The sequence below is a fragment of the Streptomyces sp. NPDC043854 genome (assembly GCF_056436005.1).
In genome coordinates this window covers 1-18,942 of record NZ_JBWKDK010000086.1, presented here as the reverse complement: position 1 = coordinate 18,942, position 18,942 = coordinate 1, and the positions used below count along the sequence as shown (strand labels likewise).

At 75.1% G+C, this 18,942-nt stretch carries 3 protein-coding genes; all 3 read left to right on the top strand.

Annotated elements, in window-relative coordinates:
* Positions 1-6,749: type I polyketide synthase (locus tag AC068A_RS35600; protein ID WP_478590443.1), on the top strand; the 6,749-nt coding region annotated here is incomplete at its 5' end.
* 146 nt (positions 6,750-6,895) lie between these two features.
* Positions 6,896-11,923, top strand: a complete 5,028-nt coding sequence (locus AC068A_RS35595) for a type I polyketide synthase (protein ID WP_478590442.1) — start codon at positions 6,896-6,898, stop codon at positions 11,921-11,923.
* Positions 11,924-12,187: 264 nt separating this feature from the next.
* Positions 12,188-18,942, top strand: a 6,755-nt coding sequence (locus tag AC068A_RS35590; protein WP_478590441.1) for a type I polyketide synthase, incomplete at its 3' end; no start/stop codon positions are given.

Here is an 18,942-nt window from a genome sequence, read left to right as displayed (position 1 = left end):
CCCGCTGGCTGGCCGGCGCGGGTGCCGAGCGGCTGGTGCTGACCAGCCGCCGGGGCGCCGACGCGCCCGGCGCCGCCGAACTGGCCGACGAGCTGGCGGAACTCGGCGTCGAGGTGGCGGTCGTGGCCTGCGACGCCGCCGACCGGGACGCCCTGCGGATGCTGCTGGCGGCCGAGGCCGAGACGCTGACGGCGGTCGTCCACACCGCCGGAATCCTGGACGACGGCGTTCTGGACACCCTGACCCCGGAACGCTTCCAGAGCGTCCTGCGCGCCAAGGCGACGTCCGCGCTCCACCTGCACGAGCTGACCGCCGAGCTCGGCATCCACCTGTCGGCCTTCGTGCTCTTCTCCTCCGTCACCGGGACATGGGGAACGGCCGGCCAGGCCAACTACGCCGCCGCCAACGCCTACCTGGACGCGCTCGCCGAGCAGCGCCGGGCCGCCGGGCTCGCCGCGACCTCCCTCGCCTGGGGCCCGTGGGCCGAGGGCGGCATGGCCGCCGACCAGGCGCTCGAAAACCGGATGCGCCGGGGCGGCGTACCGCCCATGGCCGCCGAGTCGGCCGTGGACGCCCTCCAGCGCGCCCTCGACGCGAACGACACCGTCGTCACCGTCGCGGACGTGGACTGGGAGCGTTTCGCCCCCGGCTTCACGGCGGTGCGCCCCAGCCGCCTCCTCGCCGAACTCCCCGAGGCGCGCGCCGCCGTCGCCACCCGACCCGGCGGCGACGGCCCGGGCGACACGGCTGGTGACGACCGCCACTCCCTCGCGCAACGGCTGGCGGGCCGCTCCGCCGCCGAGCGGGACCGGCTGCTGCTCGACCTCGTGCGCAAGGAGGTCGCCGCGGTCCTCGGCCACTCCGGCGCGGAGAGCATCTCCGCGGGACGGGCGTTCAAGGAGCTCGGCTTCGACTCGCTGACGGCCGTGGAACTGCGCAACCGGCTCGGCGCGGCCAGCGGGCTGCGCCTCCCGGCCACACTGATCTACGACTACCCGACCTCCGCCGACCTGGCGGACCACCTGCGCGGCGAACTCCTCGGCACCGAGGGCGAGTCGGCCGCCTCCGCCCCGGCGGTTCGGGCCGCCGACGACGACGATCCGATCGCGATCGTCGCGATGAGCTGCCGCTTCCCCGGCGGGGTGCGCACGCCCGAGGAGCTCTGGCAGCTGCTGGCCGCCGGCGGCGACGCCATCGGCGAGTTCCCGGCCGACCGCGGCTGGGACGCCGAGGAACTGTTCGGGCAGCGGTTCGGGCAGGACGCCTCGTACGCCCGCGAAGGCGGATTCCTCTACGACGTCGCCCAGTTCGACCCCGGCTTCTTCGGGATCTCGCCGCGCGAGGCCCTGGCCATGGACCCGCAGCAGCGGCTCCTGCTGGAGACCTCGTGGGAGGCGTTCGAGCGGGCCGGCATCGACCCCGCGTCGGTGCGGGGCAGCCAGACCGGCGTGTTCGTCGGCACCAACGGCCAGGACTACCTGTCGCTCGTGCTGAACTCCGCGGACGGCGGGGACGGCTTCATGAGCACCGGCAACTCCGCGAGTGTCGTCTCCGGCCGGCTCTCCTACGTCTTCGGACTCGAAGGACCGGCCGTCACCGTCGACACGGCCTGCTCGGCCTCCCTCGTGGCGCTGCACCTCGCGGTGCAGGCGCTCCGCAACGGCGAATGCTCGATCGCCCTGGCCGGCGGTGTCACGGTGATGTCCACTCCGGGTGCCTTCGTCGAGTTCAGCCGGCAGGGCGGGCTGGCCGCGGACGGCCGGATCAAGGCGTTCGCATCGGCCGCGGACGGCACGGGCTGGGGCGAGGGTGTGGGCATGCTGCTCGTCGAGCGGCTGTCGGACGCCCGGCGCAACGGGCATCCGGTGCTGGCCGTGGTCCGGGGCTCGGCCGTGAACCAGGACGGTGCGAGCAACGGCCTGACGGCGCCCAACGGGCCCGCGCAGCAGCGCGTGATCCGTGCCGCCCTCGCGAGCGCGGGCCTGTCCGCCACTGACGTGGACGCGGTCGAGGCGCACGGCACCGGCACGCGGCTGGGCGACCCGATCGAGGCGCAGGCGCTGCTGGCCACGTACGGCCAGGACCGGCCCGACGGGCAGCCGCTGCTCCTCGGCTCGATCAAGTCGAACATCGGGCACACGCAGGCCGCGGCCGGCGTGGCGGGCGTCATCAAGATGGTCATGGCGATGCGCCACGGGCTGCTGCCGCAGACCCTGCACGTCGACGAGCCCACCCCGCACGTGGACTGGACCGCGGGCGACATCGAGCTCCTCACCGAGCGGCGGGCCTGGCCCGAGACCGGGCGCCCGCGCCGGGCCGGCGTGTCCTCGTTCGGTGTGAGCGGTACGAACGCCCACACCATCCTCGAACAGGCACCGACCTCCGCGGCGCCCGAGCCGGCCGAGTCCGAGAACCCCGGCTCCTGGCCGTGGATCCTGTCGGGCCGGACGGAGAAGGCCCTGCGCGACCAGGCCGCCCGGCTCCTCGCACACGTCGACGGACACGGCGAGCTGCGGCCGGCGGACATCGGCCACTCGCTCGCGGCCGGCCGGACGGTCCTCGACCACCGCGCCGTGATCGTCGCCCGAGCGGGGGAGGAGTACCGCGAGGCGCTGACCGCGCTGGCGTCGGGCGACACCGCCGCCCGGCTCACCAGGGGCGTTGCGACGGCGGAACGACAGGTGGCCTTCCTGTTCACCGGTCAGGGCAGCCAGCGCCTCGGTATGGGGCGTGAGCTGTACGACGCCCACCCGGTGTTCGCGGCCGCGCTGGACGCAGTCTGTGCCCGCATGGACGCCCACCTCGGACTCCCTCTGAAGGCCGTGCTGTTCGGGGCGGACGCCGACCTGCTGGACCGGACGGAGTACGCCCAGCCGGCGCTGTTCGCCGTCGAGGTGGCGCTGTACCGGCTCGTCGAGAGCCGGGGTGTGCGGCCGGACTACCTGGCCGGGCACTCGATCGGTGAGATCGCGGGCGCGCACGTCGCCGGGGTGCTGTCCCTGGACGACGCCTGCACCCTGATCGCGGCCCGGGGCCGCCTGATGCAGGCCCTTCCGGCCGGCGGTGTGATGATCGCCGTGCAGGCCTCGGAGGACGAGGTCCTGCCGCTGCTCGCCGGGACCGACCGGGTGGACATCGCCGCGGTCAACGGCCCGCAGGCCGTGGTCATCGCCGGCGACGAGGACGCCGCGGCCGAGATCGCCGGGCGCTTCGCGGCGGACGGCCGGAAGACCAAGCGCCTGACCGTCAGCCACGCCTTCCACTCGCCGCACATGGACGGCATGCTGGCCGACTTCCGCAAGGTCGCCGAGCAGCTCGAGTACGCGGCCCCGCGCATCCCGGTCGTGTCCCACCTGACCGGTGCCCTCGCCGGCGACGACATGGCCTCGGCCGACTACTGGGTCCGGCACGTCCGCCAGGCGGTCCGCTTCCTCGACGGCATCCGCGCCCTGGAAGCCGCCGGCGTCACCGCGTACGTCGAACTCGGGCCCGACGGTGTGCTGTCCGCACTCGCCCAGGACTGCCTGACCGGCGCCGGCGGCACCGACGGCGCCGACAATGCCGTCTTCGTGTCCGTGCTCCGCCAGGGCCGGCCGGAGGCCGAGACCCTCGCCGCCGCCCTCGGCCAGGCCCACGTCCACGGCGTCACCGTCGACTGGGCGGCGTGCTTCGCCGGCACCGGCGCCCGCCGCGTCGAGCTGCCGACCTACGCCTTCCAGCGCGAGCGCTACTGGATCGACTCCTTCGCCGCGGCCGAAGACGCCGCATCGCTCGGCATCGAGCCGGCCGGGCACCCGCTGCTCGGCGCCGCCGTCGAACTGCCCGGGACCGGCGGGTTCCTGTTCACCGCCCGGCTCTCCCGCCGGACGCACCCGTGGCTGGCCGACCACGTCGTGGCCGACTCCGCGGTCGTGCCCGGCGCGGCCCTCGTCGAACTGGCCCTGCGGGCCGGGGACGAGGCCGGCTGCGGGCACCTGGAGGAGCTGACCGCCGAGGAGCCCCTCGTCCTCCCCGAGGACGGGGCCGTACAGCTCCGGCTCACCGTGGGCGGGGCGGAGGACACCGGCCGCCGCCCGGTGGAGATACACAGCCGCACGGAGGCGGGCGACGGAGACGGGCCGTCCGGCGGGGCCTGGTCCCGGCACGCCGCCGGGTTCCTCACCGCGGAAGCGGCAGGCGCCAACGCCGAAACCGGCGGCACCGGGCCGTGGCCGCCTGCCGACGCCGACGAGGTCTCCGTCGACGCCGTCCGCGACCGGCTCGCGGCCGCAGGCCTCTACCACGGGCCCGACCTCAGGACCCTGACCCGGATCTGGGTCCGGGGCGAGGAGGTCTTCGCCGAGGCCCGGCTGTCCGACCAACTGCACGCCTCCGCGAGCGGATTCGCCCTGCACCCGGCCCTGCTCGACACCGCCGTACAGGCGCTCGCGGCGACCGCCGCTCCCGCCACCGGTGACCCCGTCGCCCGCGAACCCCGCACCTGGCGAGGGGTGTCGCTGCACGCGGTCGGCGCCGGTGCCCTGCGGATGCGGATCACCGCCCGCGACAGCGCCGACGCGGTGTCCGTCGAACTGGCCGACGAGCAGGGCGTGCCCGTCGCCTCCGTCCGGGAACTGGTGACCCGGGAGCTCGACGCCGACCGGTTCGCGGCGGCCCCGGACGGGGCGTCGCAGGACGGGCTGTTCCGCCTCGACTGGGTGCGTACGGCGGCCCCGGCCCGCCCGGCCGCCACGACCCTCGCGGTCATCGGAGACGCCACCGGCAGCGTCGGCGGCGCACACGCCCGCCTGGCCGCCGCGCTGGGCCGCGCGGGAGCCCCCGTCGCCGCGTACGACGACCTCGGCGCGCTGGACGCGGCCGTCGCGGCCGGGCGGCAGCCGATGCCCGACACCGTGGTCGTGCCGTTCACGGCGGCCGAGGCCGCGGCCGCGGCCACCGGCACCGCGGCGCCGGACACCGCCCGCCTCGCGCAGGACGCGCGGGAGGTGACGCACCGCGTGCTCGCGACCGTGCAGGGCTGGCTGGACAACGGCCGCTTCGCCGGCGCCCGCCTGGCCGTCGTCACCCGGGGCGCGGTGGCCGCCCACCAGGACACCGAGCCGGGCGACCTCGCCCACACCCCGGTGTGGGGGCTGCTGCGCGCCGCGCAGACCGAGCACCCGGACCGGTTCCTCCTCGTCGACCTCGACGGTGCCGAGGCCTCCGGCCGGGCCCTGCCCGGTGCCCTCGCATCCACCGAACCCGAACTGGCCGTACGCGGCGGGGCCCTCCACGCACCCCGCCTCGCACGGGTGGACGCCCGGCCGGCCGCGGCCGGGGAACCGGAGAGCCGCATCGACGCACGCGGTACGGTCCTCGTCACCGGGGCCGGCGGCGGACTCGCCGGCCTCCTCGCCCGCCACCTGGTCACCGAGCACGGCGTACGGCACCTGCTGCTCACCGGCCGCCGGGGCGCCGACACCGAGACGGCGCCCGAACTCACCGCGCAGCTCACCGCGCTGGGTGCCGAGGTCACCTGGGCGGCATGCGATGTCGCCGACCGGGACGCACTGGCTGCGCTCCTGAAGTCCGTACCGGCCGAGCGGCCCCTGACGGCGGTCGTGCACACCGCGGCCGTGCTGGACGACGGCGTCGTCGACCTGCTCACCCCCGAGCGCGTCGACCGGGTCCTGAAGCCCAAGGTGGAGGGGGCCCTGCACCTGCACGAGCTCACCCGCCACCTCGACCTGTCGGCGTTCGTCCTGTTCTCCGCCGCCGCCGGCACCCTCGGCGCCGCCGGCCAGGCCAACTACGCCGCGGCGAACGTGTTCCTCGACGCCCTCGCCCGGCACCGGCGGGCCCACGGCCTGGCGGCCCTGTCCCTGGTGTGGGGCATGTGGGCCGAGGAACGCGGCATGGCGGGCCGGCTCACCGAGGCGGAGCGGGAACGCGCCGCACGCGGCGGAGTCGCCCCGCTGACGGCGGCGGAGGGCCTGGCCCTCTTCGACGCCGCCCTCGCCGCCGCGGACGGCGAGCCGGTCCTGCTGCCGATCGGCCTCGACCTGCCGACCCTGCGGGCCCGGGCCGCGGACGGCGGACTCCTGCCCGTGTTCCGCGGTCTGGTCCGGACTCCGGTCCGGCAGCGGCGGGCGGCGCCGCCGGCGCCCGGCGGGCAGCGCGGAGAGGAGACGACCGCGGCCGCGGCCACCGGTGCCGGGGGCCGGACGTTCGCCGAGCGGCTGACCGGCCTGCCGGCGGCCGAGCGGGAACGGACCGTCGTGGACCTGGTCCGCGGCCAGGTGGCCGCCGTACTCGGGTACAGGTCGGCCGAAGTCATCGGCGAGGAACAGGCGTTCAAGGAGCTCGGCTTCGACTCGCTGACCGCCGTCGAACTCCGCAACCGGCTCGGTGCGGCCGCCGGCCTCCGGCTGCCCGCCACCCTGATCTACGACTACCCGACCCCGGCCGCCCTCGCCCGGCACCTGCTCGACGAGGTCGCCCCGGACGGCACGGCAGAGCGGACGCTCTCCGTGCTGGAGGAACTCGACCGCCTGGAAAGCAGCTTCTCCTCGCTGGACCCGGCGGCACTGGCCGCAGCGGCCGGCGACGACGCGGCCCACGCCCGCATCGCGGTGCGCCTCCAGGCCCTGCTGGCCCAGTGGAACGACGCCCGCCGGACCGACGGCGCGGCGACGACCGCGGACGAGATCGAGGACGCGAGCGACGACGAGCTGTTCGCGCTCATCGACAAGAAGTTCGGCCAAGGCTGAACCCCACCCACCCCCAGGCCGTACCGCCGGAACCCCTGTTCCGGCGGTACGGCCACCGCCTTTCCGGATTTCCTCAAATATCCTCGGGTCCCTCTGACTTCCTTGAACTCCCTTGCATTCCCCTGAGTTCCTCCGCGGTCCCGACCATGCGAATAGGTGAAGCGCCAGTGGCGAACGAAGCAAAGCTCCGCGAATACCTCAAGAAGGTCACGACGGATCTCGACGAGGCGTACGGACGCCTGCGGGACATCGAAAGCCAGGTCCGCGAGCCCATCGCCATCACGGCCATGGGCTGCCGCTTCCCCGGAGGCGTACGGACGCCCGAGGAACTGTGGGACCTGCTCGCCTCCGGCGGCGACGCCCTCACCGAATTCCCCACGGACCGCGGCTGGGACCTGGACCACCTGTTCTCCGACGACCCCGACGAGCAGGGCACCTCCACCACCCGCGAGGGCGGGTTCCTCAGCGGCGCCCCCGCGTTCGACGCCGACTTCTTCGGGATCTCCCCGCGCGAGGCCATGGCGATGGACCCGCAGCAGCGGCTGCTGCTGGAGACCTCCTGGGAGGCCTTCGAGCGGGCGGGCATCGACCCGAACGGCCTGCGCGGCAGCCAGTGCGGCGTGTTCGTCGGCATGAACGGCTCGGACTACCTGACCCCGCTGCTGGAAGCCGCCGAGGACTACGCGGGCCACCTCGGCACCGGCAACGCCTCCAGCGTCCTCTCCGGCCGGCTGTCCTACGCCTTCGGCCTCGAAGGCCCGGCCGTCACCGTCGACACCGCCTGCTCGGCCTCGCTCGTCGCCCTCCACCTGGCGGTGCAGGCGCTGCGGGCCGGGGAGTGCACCCTGGCCGTCGCCGGCGGCGTGCACGTGATGTCCACCCCCGGCCTCTTCGTGGAGTTCAGCAAGCAGCGCGGACTGTCCGCGGACGGCCGGTGCAAGGCGTTCGCTTCGGGAGCCGACGGCTTCGGCCCCGCCGAGGGCGTGGGCGTACTGCTGCTGGAGCGGCTCTCCGACGCACGGAAGAACGGCCGCCCCGTCCTGGCCGTGGTCCGGGGCTCCGCAGTCAACCAGGACGGCGCGAGCAATGGCCTGACCGCCCCGAACGGGCCGTCGCAGCAGCGCGTCATCCGGCAGGCCCTCGCCAACGCCCGGCTCTCCACCGACCAGGTCGACGCCGTCGAGGCCCACGGCACGGGCACCTCGCTCGGCGACCCGATCGAGGCACAGGCGCTGCTCGCGACGTACGGGCAGGACCGCCCGGCGGACCGGCCGCTGCTGCTGGGGTCGGTCAAGTCCAACATCGGGCACACCCAGGCCGCCGCCGGTGTCGCCGGCGTGATGAAGATGGTCCTGGCCATGCAGCACGGCGTGCTGCCGCAGAGCCTCCACATCAACGAGCCCTCCCCGCACGTGGACTGGGAGTCCGGCGCCGTCGCCCTGCTCACCGAGCGGACGCCGTGGCCCGAGACGACGCATCCGCGCCGTGCGGGTGTGTCCTCGTTCGGGTTCAGCGGCACGAACGCGCACGTGATCGTGGAGCAGGCGCCGGAGGCGGAGAGCCCGGAGGCGGAGAGCCCGGAGGCGGAGGCTCCGGAGGGGGATGCCCGCTCAGCGATGCCGGTGGTGCCGTGGGTGCTGTCGGGCAAGAGCGCGGCCGCGCTGCGGGCGCAGGCGGAACGGCTGGCGGGCCGGCTGGCCGGGGAGGTGGACCTGCTCGACCCGGTGGATGTGGGCTGGTCGCTGGCGTCGACCCGGGCGGCGCTGGAGCACCGGGCCGTGGTGCTGGGCGACCATGCCGCGGGTCTGGGCACGGTGGCCTCGGGTGGCCTGGCCGCCGGTGTGGTGACCGGGTCCGTGGTCGGCGGGAAGACGGCGTTCGTGTTCCCGGGGCAGGGCTCGCAGTGGGTGGGGATGGCGGCGGCGCTGCTGGAGAACTCTCCCGTGTTTGCTGCCCGGGTGGATGAGTGTGCGAAGGCGTTGGAGCCCTTCACCGACTGGTCGTTGGTGGAGGTGCTGCGTGGTGCCGAGGGTACGCCCTCGTTGGATCGGGTGGACGTGGTGCAGCCGGCCCTGTTCGCGGTGATGGTGTCGCTGGCGGAGGTCTGGCGCGCCGCGGGTGTCCGCCCCGGTGCGGTGATCGGCCACTCGCAGGGTGAGATCGCCGCCGCGTGCGTGGCCGGGATCCTCTCCCTGGAGGACGCGGCCCGGGTGGTGGCGCTGCGGAGCCAGGCCATCGGCCGGGTCCTGGCCGGGCTGGGTGGCATGGTGTCCGTGCCGCTGCCGGCTGCCGGGGTCCGGGAGCGGATCGCGCCGTGGGGTGAGGAGCGGGTCTCCGTCGCCGCGGCCAACGGCCCGTCCTCGGTGGTCGTCTCCGGTGAGGTCCAGGCCCTGGACGAGTTCCTGGCCGCCTGTGAGGCGGACGGGGTGCGTGCGAAGCGGATCGCGGTGGACTACGCCTCCCACTCCGCACAGGTGGAGCTGCTGAGGGAGGAGCTGGCCGAGCTGTTGGCGCCGATCGCCCCGCAGCCCGCCGAGGTGCCCTTCCTGTCCACCGTCACCGGTGAGTGGGTCAACGGGCCCGAGCTGGACGCCGGTTACTGGTTCCGTAATCTGCGGCAGACGGTGGAGCTGGAGGAGGCCACCCGGAAGCTGCTGGAGCAGGGCTTCGGCGTGTTCGTGGAGTCCAGCCCGCACCCGGTGCTGACCGTCGGCGTGCAGGAGACCGTCGAGGACGCCGGCCGCGAGGCGGCAGTCCTGGGCACCCTGCGCCGCAACGAAGGCGGGCTGGACCGGTTCTGGCTCTCCCTCGGTGAGGCCTGGGTCCGCGGTGCGACCGTGGACTGGGACGCCGTCTTCGCCGGGACCGGTGCCCGGCGCGTGGACCTGCCGACCTACGCCTTCCAGTCGCAGCGGTTCTGGCCGGAGCCGGCGCCCGTCGAGCCGGCGGCGCGCCCTGCCGAGAGCGCGCTCGACGCACGGTTCTGGGACGCCGTCGAACGCGAGGACGTGACGGCGCTGGCCGAGGCCCTGGCCTTCGACACCCCCGACGCGATCCAGTCGCTGGGCACGGTCCTGCCCGGCCTCTCCTCCTGGCGGCGGCAGAGCCGCGAGGAGTCCATCGTCGACGGCTGGTGCTACCGCGTCACGTGGAAGTCGCAGGCCGACGGCCCGGCGAAACCGCAGCTGTCGGCCACCTGGCTGGTCGTCGTGCCCGAGCCCCTGGCCGGTCCGGCCGGTGACACGGCCGCCGCCGTGCTGCGTACGCTGGTCGACCGCGGCGCGGAGGTCCGTACGGTGACCGTCCCGGTCGACGCCGCCGACCGGGACGCGCTCACCACCACCCTGAAGGCCGTCACCGGCGACGGGACCGACCCCGCCGGTGTGCTCTCCCTCCTCGCCCTCGGCAGCGATCAGCCCTTCACCGCCGCACTGGCGCTGTCCCAGGCCCTCGGTGACGCCGACGTGGCCGCGCCCCTGTGGTGCGTCACCCGGGGTGCGGTCGCCGCCGGACGGTCCGACCGGGTCGAGGACCCGGCGCAGGCACTCATCTGGGGTCTCGGCCGCGTCGCCTCCATGGAGCAGGGGGATCGTTGGGGAGGCCTGATCGACCTGCCCGCGCAGGCCGACGACCGGAGCCTGGACCGGCTGGTGGGCGTCCTGGCCGGGGACGCCGCCGAGGACCAGGTCGCCATCCGGCCTTCCGGACTGCTCGTACGCCGGATCGTCCGCGCCCGGCCGGCCGAGACCCCGGCGGTACGCGACTGGCGGCCGAGCGGTACCACCCTCGTCACCGGCGGCACGGGCGCGCTCGGCGCCCACGTGGCCCGCTGGCTCGCCGCGCACGGCGCCGAACACCTGGTCCTCGCCAGCCGTCGCGGCCCCGACGCGCCCGGCGCCGCCGAACTCCGCGCCGAACTCGCCGGGCTCGGCGCCCGAGTGACGATCGCCGCCTGCGACGTCGGCGACCGCGACGCCCTCGCCGCACTGCTCGCGACCGTGCCCGCCGAGCAGCCGCTGACCGCCGTCGTGCACACGGCGGCCGTCCTCGACGACGGGGTCATCGAGACGCTCACCCCCGATCAGGTCGAGCGGGTCCTGCGGGTCAAGGTCGACGCGACCCGGCACCTGCACGAGCTGACCCGCGACCTCGACCTGTCCGCGTTCGTCCTCTTCTCCTCCTCCGCCGCCACCTTCGGCGGCCCCGGCCACGGCAACTACGCTCCCGGCAACGCCTTCCTCGACGCCTTCGCCGAGTACCGGCGGGCCGCCGGCCTGCCCGCCACCTCCCTCGCCTGGGGCCCCTGGAGCGACGGCGGCATGGCCGAAGGCGCCGTCGGCGACCGGATGCGCCGCCACGGAATCCTCGCGATGGCCCCGGAGCGGACCCTGGCCGCACTGGGGCACGCCCTGGACCGGGACGAGACCACCCTGACCGTGGTCGACATGGACTGGAAGCGGTTCACGCTCGCCTTCACCGCCGACCGGGCCCGGCCGCTGCTCCTGGAGCTCCCCGAGGCGCGGCGGGTCATCGAGAGCGCGGAACGGGAGTCCGCCGAGGACCTGACCGGGGGAGTACCGCTCAGCCGGCAGCTCGCCGGACTGCCCGGGGTCGAGCAGGAACGCCTCCTGCTGGACCTGGTGCGCACGGCCGTCGCAGCCGTCCTCGGACACGCCGACCTGGCGGCCGTCGAGGCCGGCCGCGCGTTCAAGGAGCTGGGCTTCGACTCCCTCACCTCCGTCGAGCTGCGCAACCGCCTCGGCGCGGTCAGCGGCCTGAAACTGCCGGCCAGCCTGGTCTTCGACCACCCCACCCCGGCCGCCGTGGCCGCCCACCTGCGCGCCGGGATCGTGCCCGACGCGGTCGCCGGAGGGGCCCCGCTGCTGGAAGAGCTCGACCGGCTGGAGGCCGTCCTCGGACAGGGCACCGCCGACAGCGTCGTACGGGCCCGGGTGACCATGCGGCTCCAGGCGCTGCTGGCCAAGTGGAACGACAGCGAGGACCCGGCCGCTCGGCAGCCCGGCACGGCCGCCGCGGACGGCTCCGCACCCGCTCCCGCCCACGGCGGCACGGAAGACGGCCCGGACGCCGTCCTCGACGGGGTCGAACACCTCCAGGACGCGACCGACGAGGAGCTGTTCGCCTTTATCAACAAGGGCCTCGGCCGTTATTGACGGCCTGCCGATAATTGGTGAAGATGGCCAACCCCCGAGTAATTGCCCGCGATTTGGCCAGGGGGTGCTGCCCCCTGCGTATTCCGCCTTCCTGGGGTGCGTAGGGGGCAGTTAGGGGTTGTCGGGGAGATTGGGCGGCAAATAGCCTGCCGCCGAGCAATCGTTTCGCTCGATATGCGAAGCGCCGCATTTCCGATGGTGATTCTCGGCTCTGCGCTCAGTCTTTCCGATGCCGTCTGCTGCAAAATTGGGTGGTTGCGTTACATGGCGAACGAACAAACGCTGCGGGACTACCTGAAGCTGGTGACGGCAGATCTGCACCAGACGCGTCAGCGGCTCCGCGACGCCGAGGCCAAGAACCAGGACCCCATCGCCATCGTCGGCATGGGCTGCCGCTACCCCGGCGGCGCGGCCTCGCCCGAGGAACTCTGGCAGCTGGTCGTCGACGAGACCGACGCCATCACCGGCTTCCCCGCCGAGCGCGGCTGGGACATGGACACCGTCTACCACCCGGATCCCGAGAACCCGGGCACCAGCTACGCCGACCAGGGCGGCTTCGTCCGGGACTTCGCCCGCTTCGACCCGTCGCTCTTCGGGATCTCCCCGCGCGAGGCCCTCGCCATGGACCCGCAGCAGCGGCTCCTGCTGGAGACCTCCTGGGAGGCCTTCGAGCGCGCGGGCATCGACCCGACGTCCTTGCGCGGCAAGCAGGTCGGCGTGTTCGTCGGCACCAGCAGCCACGACTACCTGACCGCGCTGCTGAGCTCCTCCGAGAACGTGGAGGGCTACCTCGGCACCGGCAACGCGGCGAGCGTCGCCTCGGGCCGCCTGTCGTACACCTTCGGTCTCGAAGGCCCGGCCGTCACCGTCGACACCGCCTGCTCCTCCTCCCTCGTCGCCCTGCACCTGGCCGTGCAGGCCCTGCGCAACGGCGAATGCTCGCTCGCCCTCGCCGGCGGCGCCACCCTGATGGCGGCGCCCGGCACGTTCATCGACTACAGCAAGCAGCGCGGCCTCGCCGTCGACGGCCGCTGCAAGGCGTTCTCGCCGGACGCCGACGGCTTCAGCCTCGCCGAAGGCGTCGGCATCCTCCTCGTCGAGCGGCTCTCCGACGCCCGCCGCAAGGGCCACCACGTCCTCGCCGTCATCCGCGGCACCGCCGTCAACCAGGACGGCGCCAGCAACGGCCTGACCGCCCCCAACGGGCCCTCCCAGCAGCGCGTCATCCTCCAGGCGCTGTCCAACGCCCGGCTCACGCCCGGCCAGGTGGACGCCGTCGAGGCGCACGGCACGGGAACCGGCCTCGGCGACCCCATCGAAGCGCAGGCGATCATCGCCACGTACGGCCAGGACCGGCCCGACGGTCGGCCGCTGTGGCTGGGCTCGCTCAAGACCAACATCGGCCACGCCCAGGCCGCCGCCGGCGTCGCCGGCGTCATCAAGAGCGTCATGGCCATGCGGCACGGACTGCTGCCGCGCACCCTGCACGTGTCCGAGCCCACCCCGCACGTCGACTGGTCGGCGGGCGAGGTGTCCCTGCTCACCGAGGCACGGCCCTGGCCGCGGCACGACGGGCCCCGCCGGATCGGCGTCTCGTCCTTCGGCATGAGCGGCACCAACGCCCACGTCATCCTCGAGGGCGGCGACGAGCCCGCCGCGGACGAGCAGGACACCGACGACCGGCCCGCCGCCGACGACCGGAGCGCCGCAGCCGGGCCGGCCGTCTGGCCGGTCGTCCTGTCCGGCAAGACCGAGGCCGCGCTGCGCGCCCAGGCAGCCGCCCTGCACGCCCACCTCACCGACCGGCCCGGGCTCCGCATCGACGACGTCGCCTCCGCCCAGGCGCTCACCCGCGCCGCCCTCGACCGCCGTGCCGCGGTCGTCGCGGACGACCGGGACGGACTCCTCGCCGGGCTCGCCGCCCTCGCCGAAGGCCGGCCGTCGACCGACGTGGTCGAGGGGACCGCCACGGAAGGCAAACTGGCGTTCCTGTTCACCGGCCAGGGCAGCCAGCGCCTCGGCATGGGCCGCGAACTCCACGACACCCAGCCGGTGTTCGCGGCCGCGCTGGACGCGGTGTGCGAGCGGCTCGACCCGCTCCTCGAACTGCCCCTGAAGAAGGTGCTGTTCGGGACGGACGCGGAGCTGCTCCACCGCACCCCGTACACCCAGCCCGCGCTCTTCGCGGTCGAGGTGGCGCTGTACCGGCTCGTGGAGAGCTGGGGCCTGCGCCCGCACTTCCTCGCCGGGCACTCCATCGGCGAGATCGCCGCCGCCCACGTGGCCGGTGTGTTCTCCCTGGACGACGCGTGCACGCTGGTCGCCGCCCGCGGCCGGCTGATGCAGCAACTGCCCGCCGGCGGGGTGATGATCGCAGTGGAGGCGTCGGAGGACGAGGTCGCGCCGCTGCTCACCGACGGGGTGGGCATCGCCGCGGTCAACGGCCCGCAGTCGGTGGTCATCGCCGGCGACGAGGACGCGGCCCTCGCCCTCGCGTCCGCTTTCGAGGCGCAGGGCCGCAAGACCAAGCGGCTCACCGTCAGCCACGCCTTCCACTCCCCGCGCATGGACGGCATGCTCGACGCCTTCCGCCGGGTGGCCGAGGGGCTCACGTACGAGGCCCCGCGCATCCCCGTCGTGTCCTGCCTCACCGGCGCCCTCGCCGGCGGCGACATGGCCTCGGCCGACTTCTGGGTGCGGCACGTCCGCGAGGCCGTCCGCTTCCTCGACGCCGTCCGCTGGCTGGAGAGCCGCGGCGTCACCGCGTACGTCGAACTCGGCCCCGGCGGCGTCCTCTCCGCCCTCGGCCAGGACTGCCAGACCGCCACCGGCCCCCGCGCCGCCGCCTTCCTGCCCGCGCTGCGCCCCGGCCGCCCCGAGGCCCGGTCCGTCACCGCCGCCGTCGCCGGCGCCCACGTCCGCGGGCTCTCCCCGGACTGGGCCGCTCGCTTCGCCGGCACCGGCACCCGCCGCGCCGAGCTGCCGACGTATGCCTTCCAGCGCGAGCTGTACTGGCCCCGCGACCCCTTCACCGACTTCACCGAACCCGCCGACGGCCGCGCCCTCGGCGCCACCGACGCCCGGTTCTGGGAGGTCGTCGACAGCGAGGACCTGGCCGCGCTCGCCGACACCCTCGGCGTCACCGGAGACGAGCCGCTCAGCAGCGTGCTGCCCGCCCTCTCCGCCTGGCACCGCCGCCACCGCGACCGCGACACCGTCGGCGGCTGGCGCTACCGCATCACCTGGAAGCCGCTCACCGACACCGAGCCCGCGCCCCTGGCCGGCCACTGGCTCCTCGCCGTACCCGCCGGCCACGCCGACGCCCCCTGGGCGGTCGCCGCCGCCGAGGCCCTGACCGCCCGCGGCGTCACCGTCGGCACCCTCACGGTCGACACGACGGCCGACGGCCGGGCCGCCCTCGCCCACCGCATCGGCGAGGCCCTGACGGGGGCGGACACGCCCGCCGGAGTGCTCTCCCTGCTCGCCCTCGACGAGCAGCCGCACCCCGAGGACCCGGCCCTGACCGCCGGCCTCGCCGCCACCCTCGCCCTCGTCCAGGCCCTCGGCGACGCCGACCTCGACGCCCCGCTCTGGGCCGCCACCCGGGGCGCGGTGTCCACCGGCCGCTCCGACCGGCCCACCGGATCCGCCCAGGCCGCCGTCTGGGGCTTCGGCCGCACCGCCGCCCTCGAACTCCCCGGCCGCTGGGGCGGCCTCGTCGACCTGCCCCCGACCCCCGACGAGCGCTCCGCCGCCCGTCTCGCCGACGTCCTCGCGGGCCTCGGCACCGAGGACCACCTCGCCGTCCGCTCCACCGGCATCTTCGTCCGCAGGCTGGTCCGCGCCCCCCGGGAGCAGGCCCCCGCCGGCGAGTGGACCGCCTCCGGCACCGCCCTGATCACCGGCGGCACCGGCGCGCTCGGCGGCCACGTGGCCCGCTGGCTCGCCCGCAACGGCGCCGAGCACCTGCTGCTCGTCAGCCGGCGCGGCCCCGAGGCCGACGGCGCGGCCGAACTCGCCGCCGAACTCCGCGACCTGGGCACCCGCGTCACCCTCGCGGCCTGCGACGCCGCCGACCGCGACGCCGTCGCCGAGCTGCTCGCCGGCATCCCGGCCGACCTGCCGCTGACCACCGTCGTCCACGCCGCCGGCGTCCTCGACGACGGCGTCCTCGACGCGCAGACCCCGCGCCGCCTGGCCGCAGTCCTGCGCCCCAAGGCCCACGCGGCCGGCGTCCTGCACGAGCTGACCCGCGACCTGGACCTCTCCGCGTTCGTCCTCTTCTCCTCCGTCGCCGCCGCCTTCGGCGCCGCCGGACAGGCCAACTACGCCGCCGCCAACGCCTCCCTGGACGCCCTCGCCGAGCAGCGCCGCGCCGACGGCCTGCCCGCCACGGTCGTCTCCTGGGGCGCCTGGGCCGAGGGCGGCATGGCCACCGAAGAGGCCGTCGCCGACCGCCTGCGGGCCGCCGGACTCCCGGCGCTCGCCCCCGAACTCGCCCTGTCGGCCCTGCACATCGCCCTCACCCTCGACGAGACGGCGTCCGTGGTCGCCGACATCGACTGGGACCGGCTGGCGCCCGGCCTCACCGCCGTACGCCCCTGCCCGCTGATCGCCGACCTCCCCGAGGCCGTGCAGGCCCTCGCCGCGGCCGACACCGCCGACACCGGGGCCGCCGGCCCGGCCGAGACCCTCGCCCGGCAGCTCGGCCGGGCCCCGGCCGGCGAACGCGACGCGCTCGCCCTGGAGTTCGTCCGCACCCAGATCGCCGCCGTCCTCGGCCACCCGGGCCCGGCCTCCGTCGACCCGGCCATCGCCTTCCGCGACCTCGGCTTCGACTCCCTCACCGCGGTCGAGATCCGCAACCTCCTCACCGCGCGCACCGGCCTGCGCCTGCCCGCCACCCTGATCTTCGACTACCCCAACTCCCTCGCCCTGGCCGCCTTCCTCCAGGGCGAACTCCTCGGCGACGCGAACCCCGCCGATGCCGCCGCCGGCGCGGCGGACGGCGCCGTTGCAGCGACGGGCACCCCCGCCGCCGACGACCCCATCGCGATCGTCGCCATGAGCTGCCGCTTCCCCGGCGGGGTGGACACCCCGGAGCAGCTGTGGGAGCTGCTCGCGGCCGGCCGCGACGCGATCTCCGGCTTCCCCGCCGACCGCGGCTGGGACCTCGACGGCCTCTACGACCCCGAGTCCCTCACCGAGAACACCACCTACGTCCGCGAGGGCGGCTTCCTCGCCGACGCCGCCGAGTTCGACCCCGCCTTCTTCGGGATCTCCCCCCGCGAGGCCCTCGCCATGGACCCGCAGCAGCGGCTCCTGCTGGAAACCTCGTGGGAGGCCTTCGAACGGGCCGGCATCGACCCCGCCACCGTGCGCGGCGAGCGGATCGGCGTGTTCACCGGCACCAACGGCCAGGACTACCTCGACGTCATCCTCGCCGCCCCCGACGGCACCGAGGGCTTCCTCGGCACCGGCAACGCGGCGAGCGTCGTCTCGGGACGCGTCAGCTACGTCCTGGGCCTGGAAGGCCCGGCCGTCACCGTCGACACCGCCTGCTCCTCCTCGCTGGTCGCGCTGCACTGGGCGATCCAGGCCCTGCGCGCCGGCGAGTGCACCATGGCCCTGGCCGGCGGTGTGACCGTCATGTCCACGCCCGCCTCCTTCATCGACTTCAGCCGCCAGCGCGGCCTGGCCGCCGACGGCCGGATCAAGGCCTTCGCGGCCGCGGCCGACGGCACCGGCTGGGGCGAGGGCCTCGGCATGCTCCTCGTCGAACGCCTCTCCGACGCCCGCCGCAACGGCCACCCGGTCCTGGCACTGGTCCGCGGCTCGGCCGTCAACCAGGACGGCGCCAGCAACGGCCTGACGGCCCCGAACGGCCCCTCGCAGCAGCGGGTCATCCGGCAGGCCCTGGCCGCCGCCGGCCTGTCCGCCGCGGACGTGGACGCGGTCGAGGCCCACGGCACGGGTACCCGGCTGGGCGATCCGATCGAGGCCCAGGCACTGCTGGCAACCTACGGCCAGGACCGCCCCGACGGGCAGCCCCTGCTGCTCGGCTCCATCAAGTCGAACCTCGGCCACACCCAGGCCGCGGCCGGCGTCGCCGGTGTGATGAAGATGGTCCTCGCCATGCAGCACGGGGTGCTGCCGCAGACCCTGCACGTGGACGAGCCCACCCCGCACGTCGACTGGACGGCGGGCGACGTCGCCCTGCTGACCGAGGCCGCGGCGTGGCCCGAGACCGGACGCCCGCGCCGGGCCGGCATCTCCTCCTTCGGCATCAGCGGCACCAACGCCCACACCATCGTCGAACAGGCCCCGGAAGCCGAGCCCGCGGCCGACCCCGCCCCCGTACCGGCCGACGTGCCGCTGCCGTGGGTCCTGTCGGCCCGGACCCGCGACGCCCTGCGCGACCAGGCCCGCGGGCTGCACACCCACGCCGTCCGGCACCCCGAACTGCGCCCCGCCGACCTCGGCCTCTCCCTGGCCGTCGGCCGCTCCGCGTTCGAGCACCGCGCCGCCGTGGTCGCCGCCGACCGCGCCTCCCTGCTCGCCGCCCTGGAGACGCTGGCGGACGGCGGCCCGGCAGCCGCCCTCGTCGAGGGAACGCCGAACGCCGGCAAGACCGCCTTCCTGTTCACCGGTCAGGGCAGCCAGCGCCTCGGCATGGGCCGCGAGCTGTACGAGACCCGGCCGGTGTTCGCGGACGCGCTCGACGCGATCTGCGCCCGCATGGACGCCCACCTCGAACTGCCCCTGAAGGACGTCCTGTTCGGAAGTGACGCCGACCTGCTGGACCGCACGGCCTACACCCAGCCGGCGCTGTTCGCGATCGAGGTGGCGCTGTTCCGGCTTGTCGCATCGTGGGGTGTGAAGCCGGACTTCGTGGCCGGGCATTCGATCGGCGAGGTCGCGGCTGCCCATGTGGCCGGGGTGCTGTCGCTGGACGACGCGTGTGCGCTGGTCGCGGCGCGCGGCCGGCTGATGCAGGCGCTCCCGGCGGGCGGTGTGAT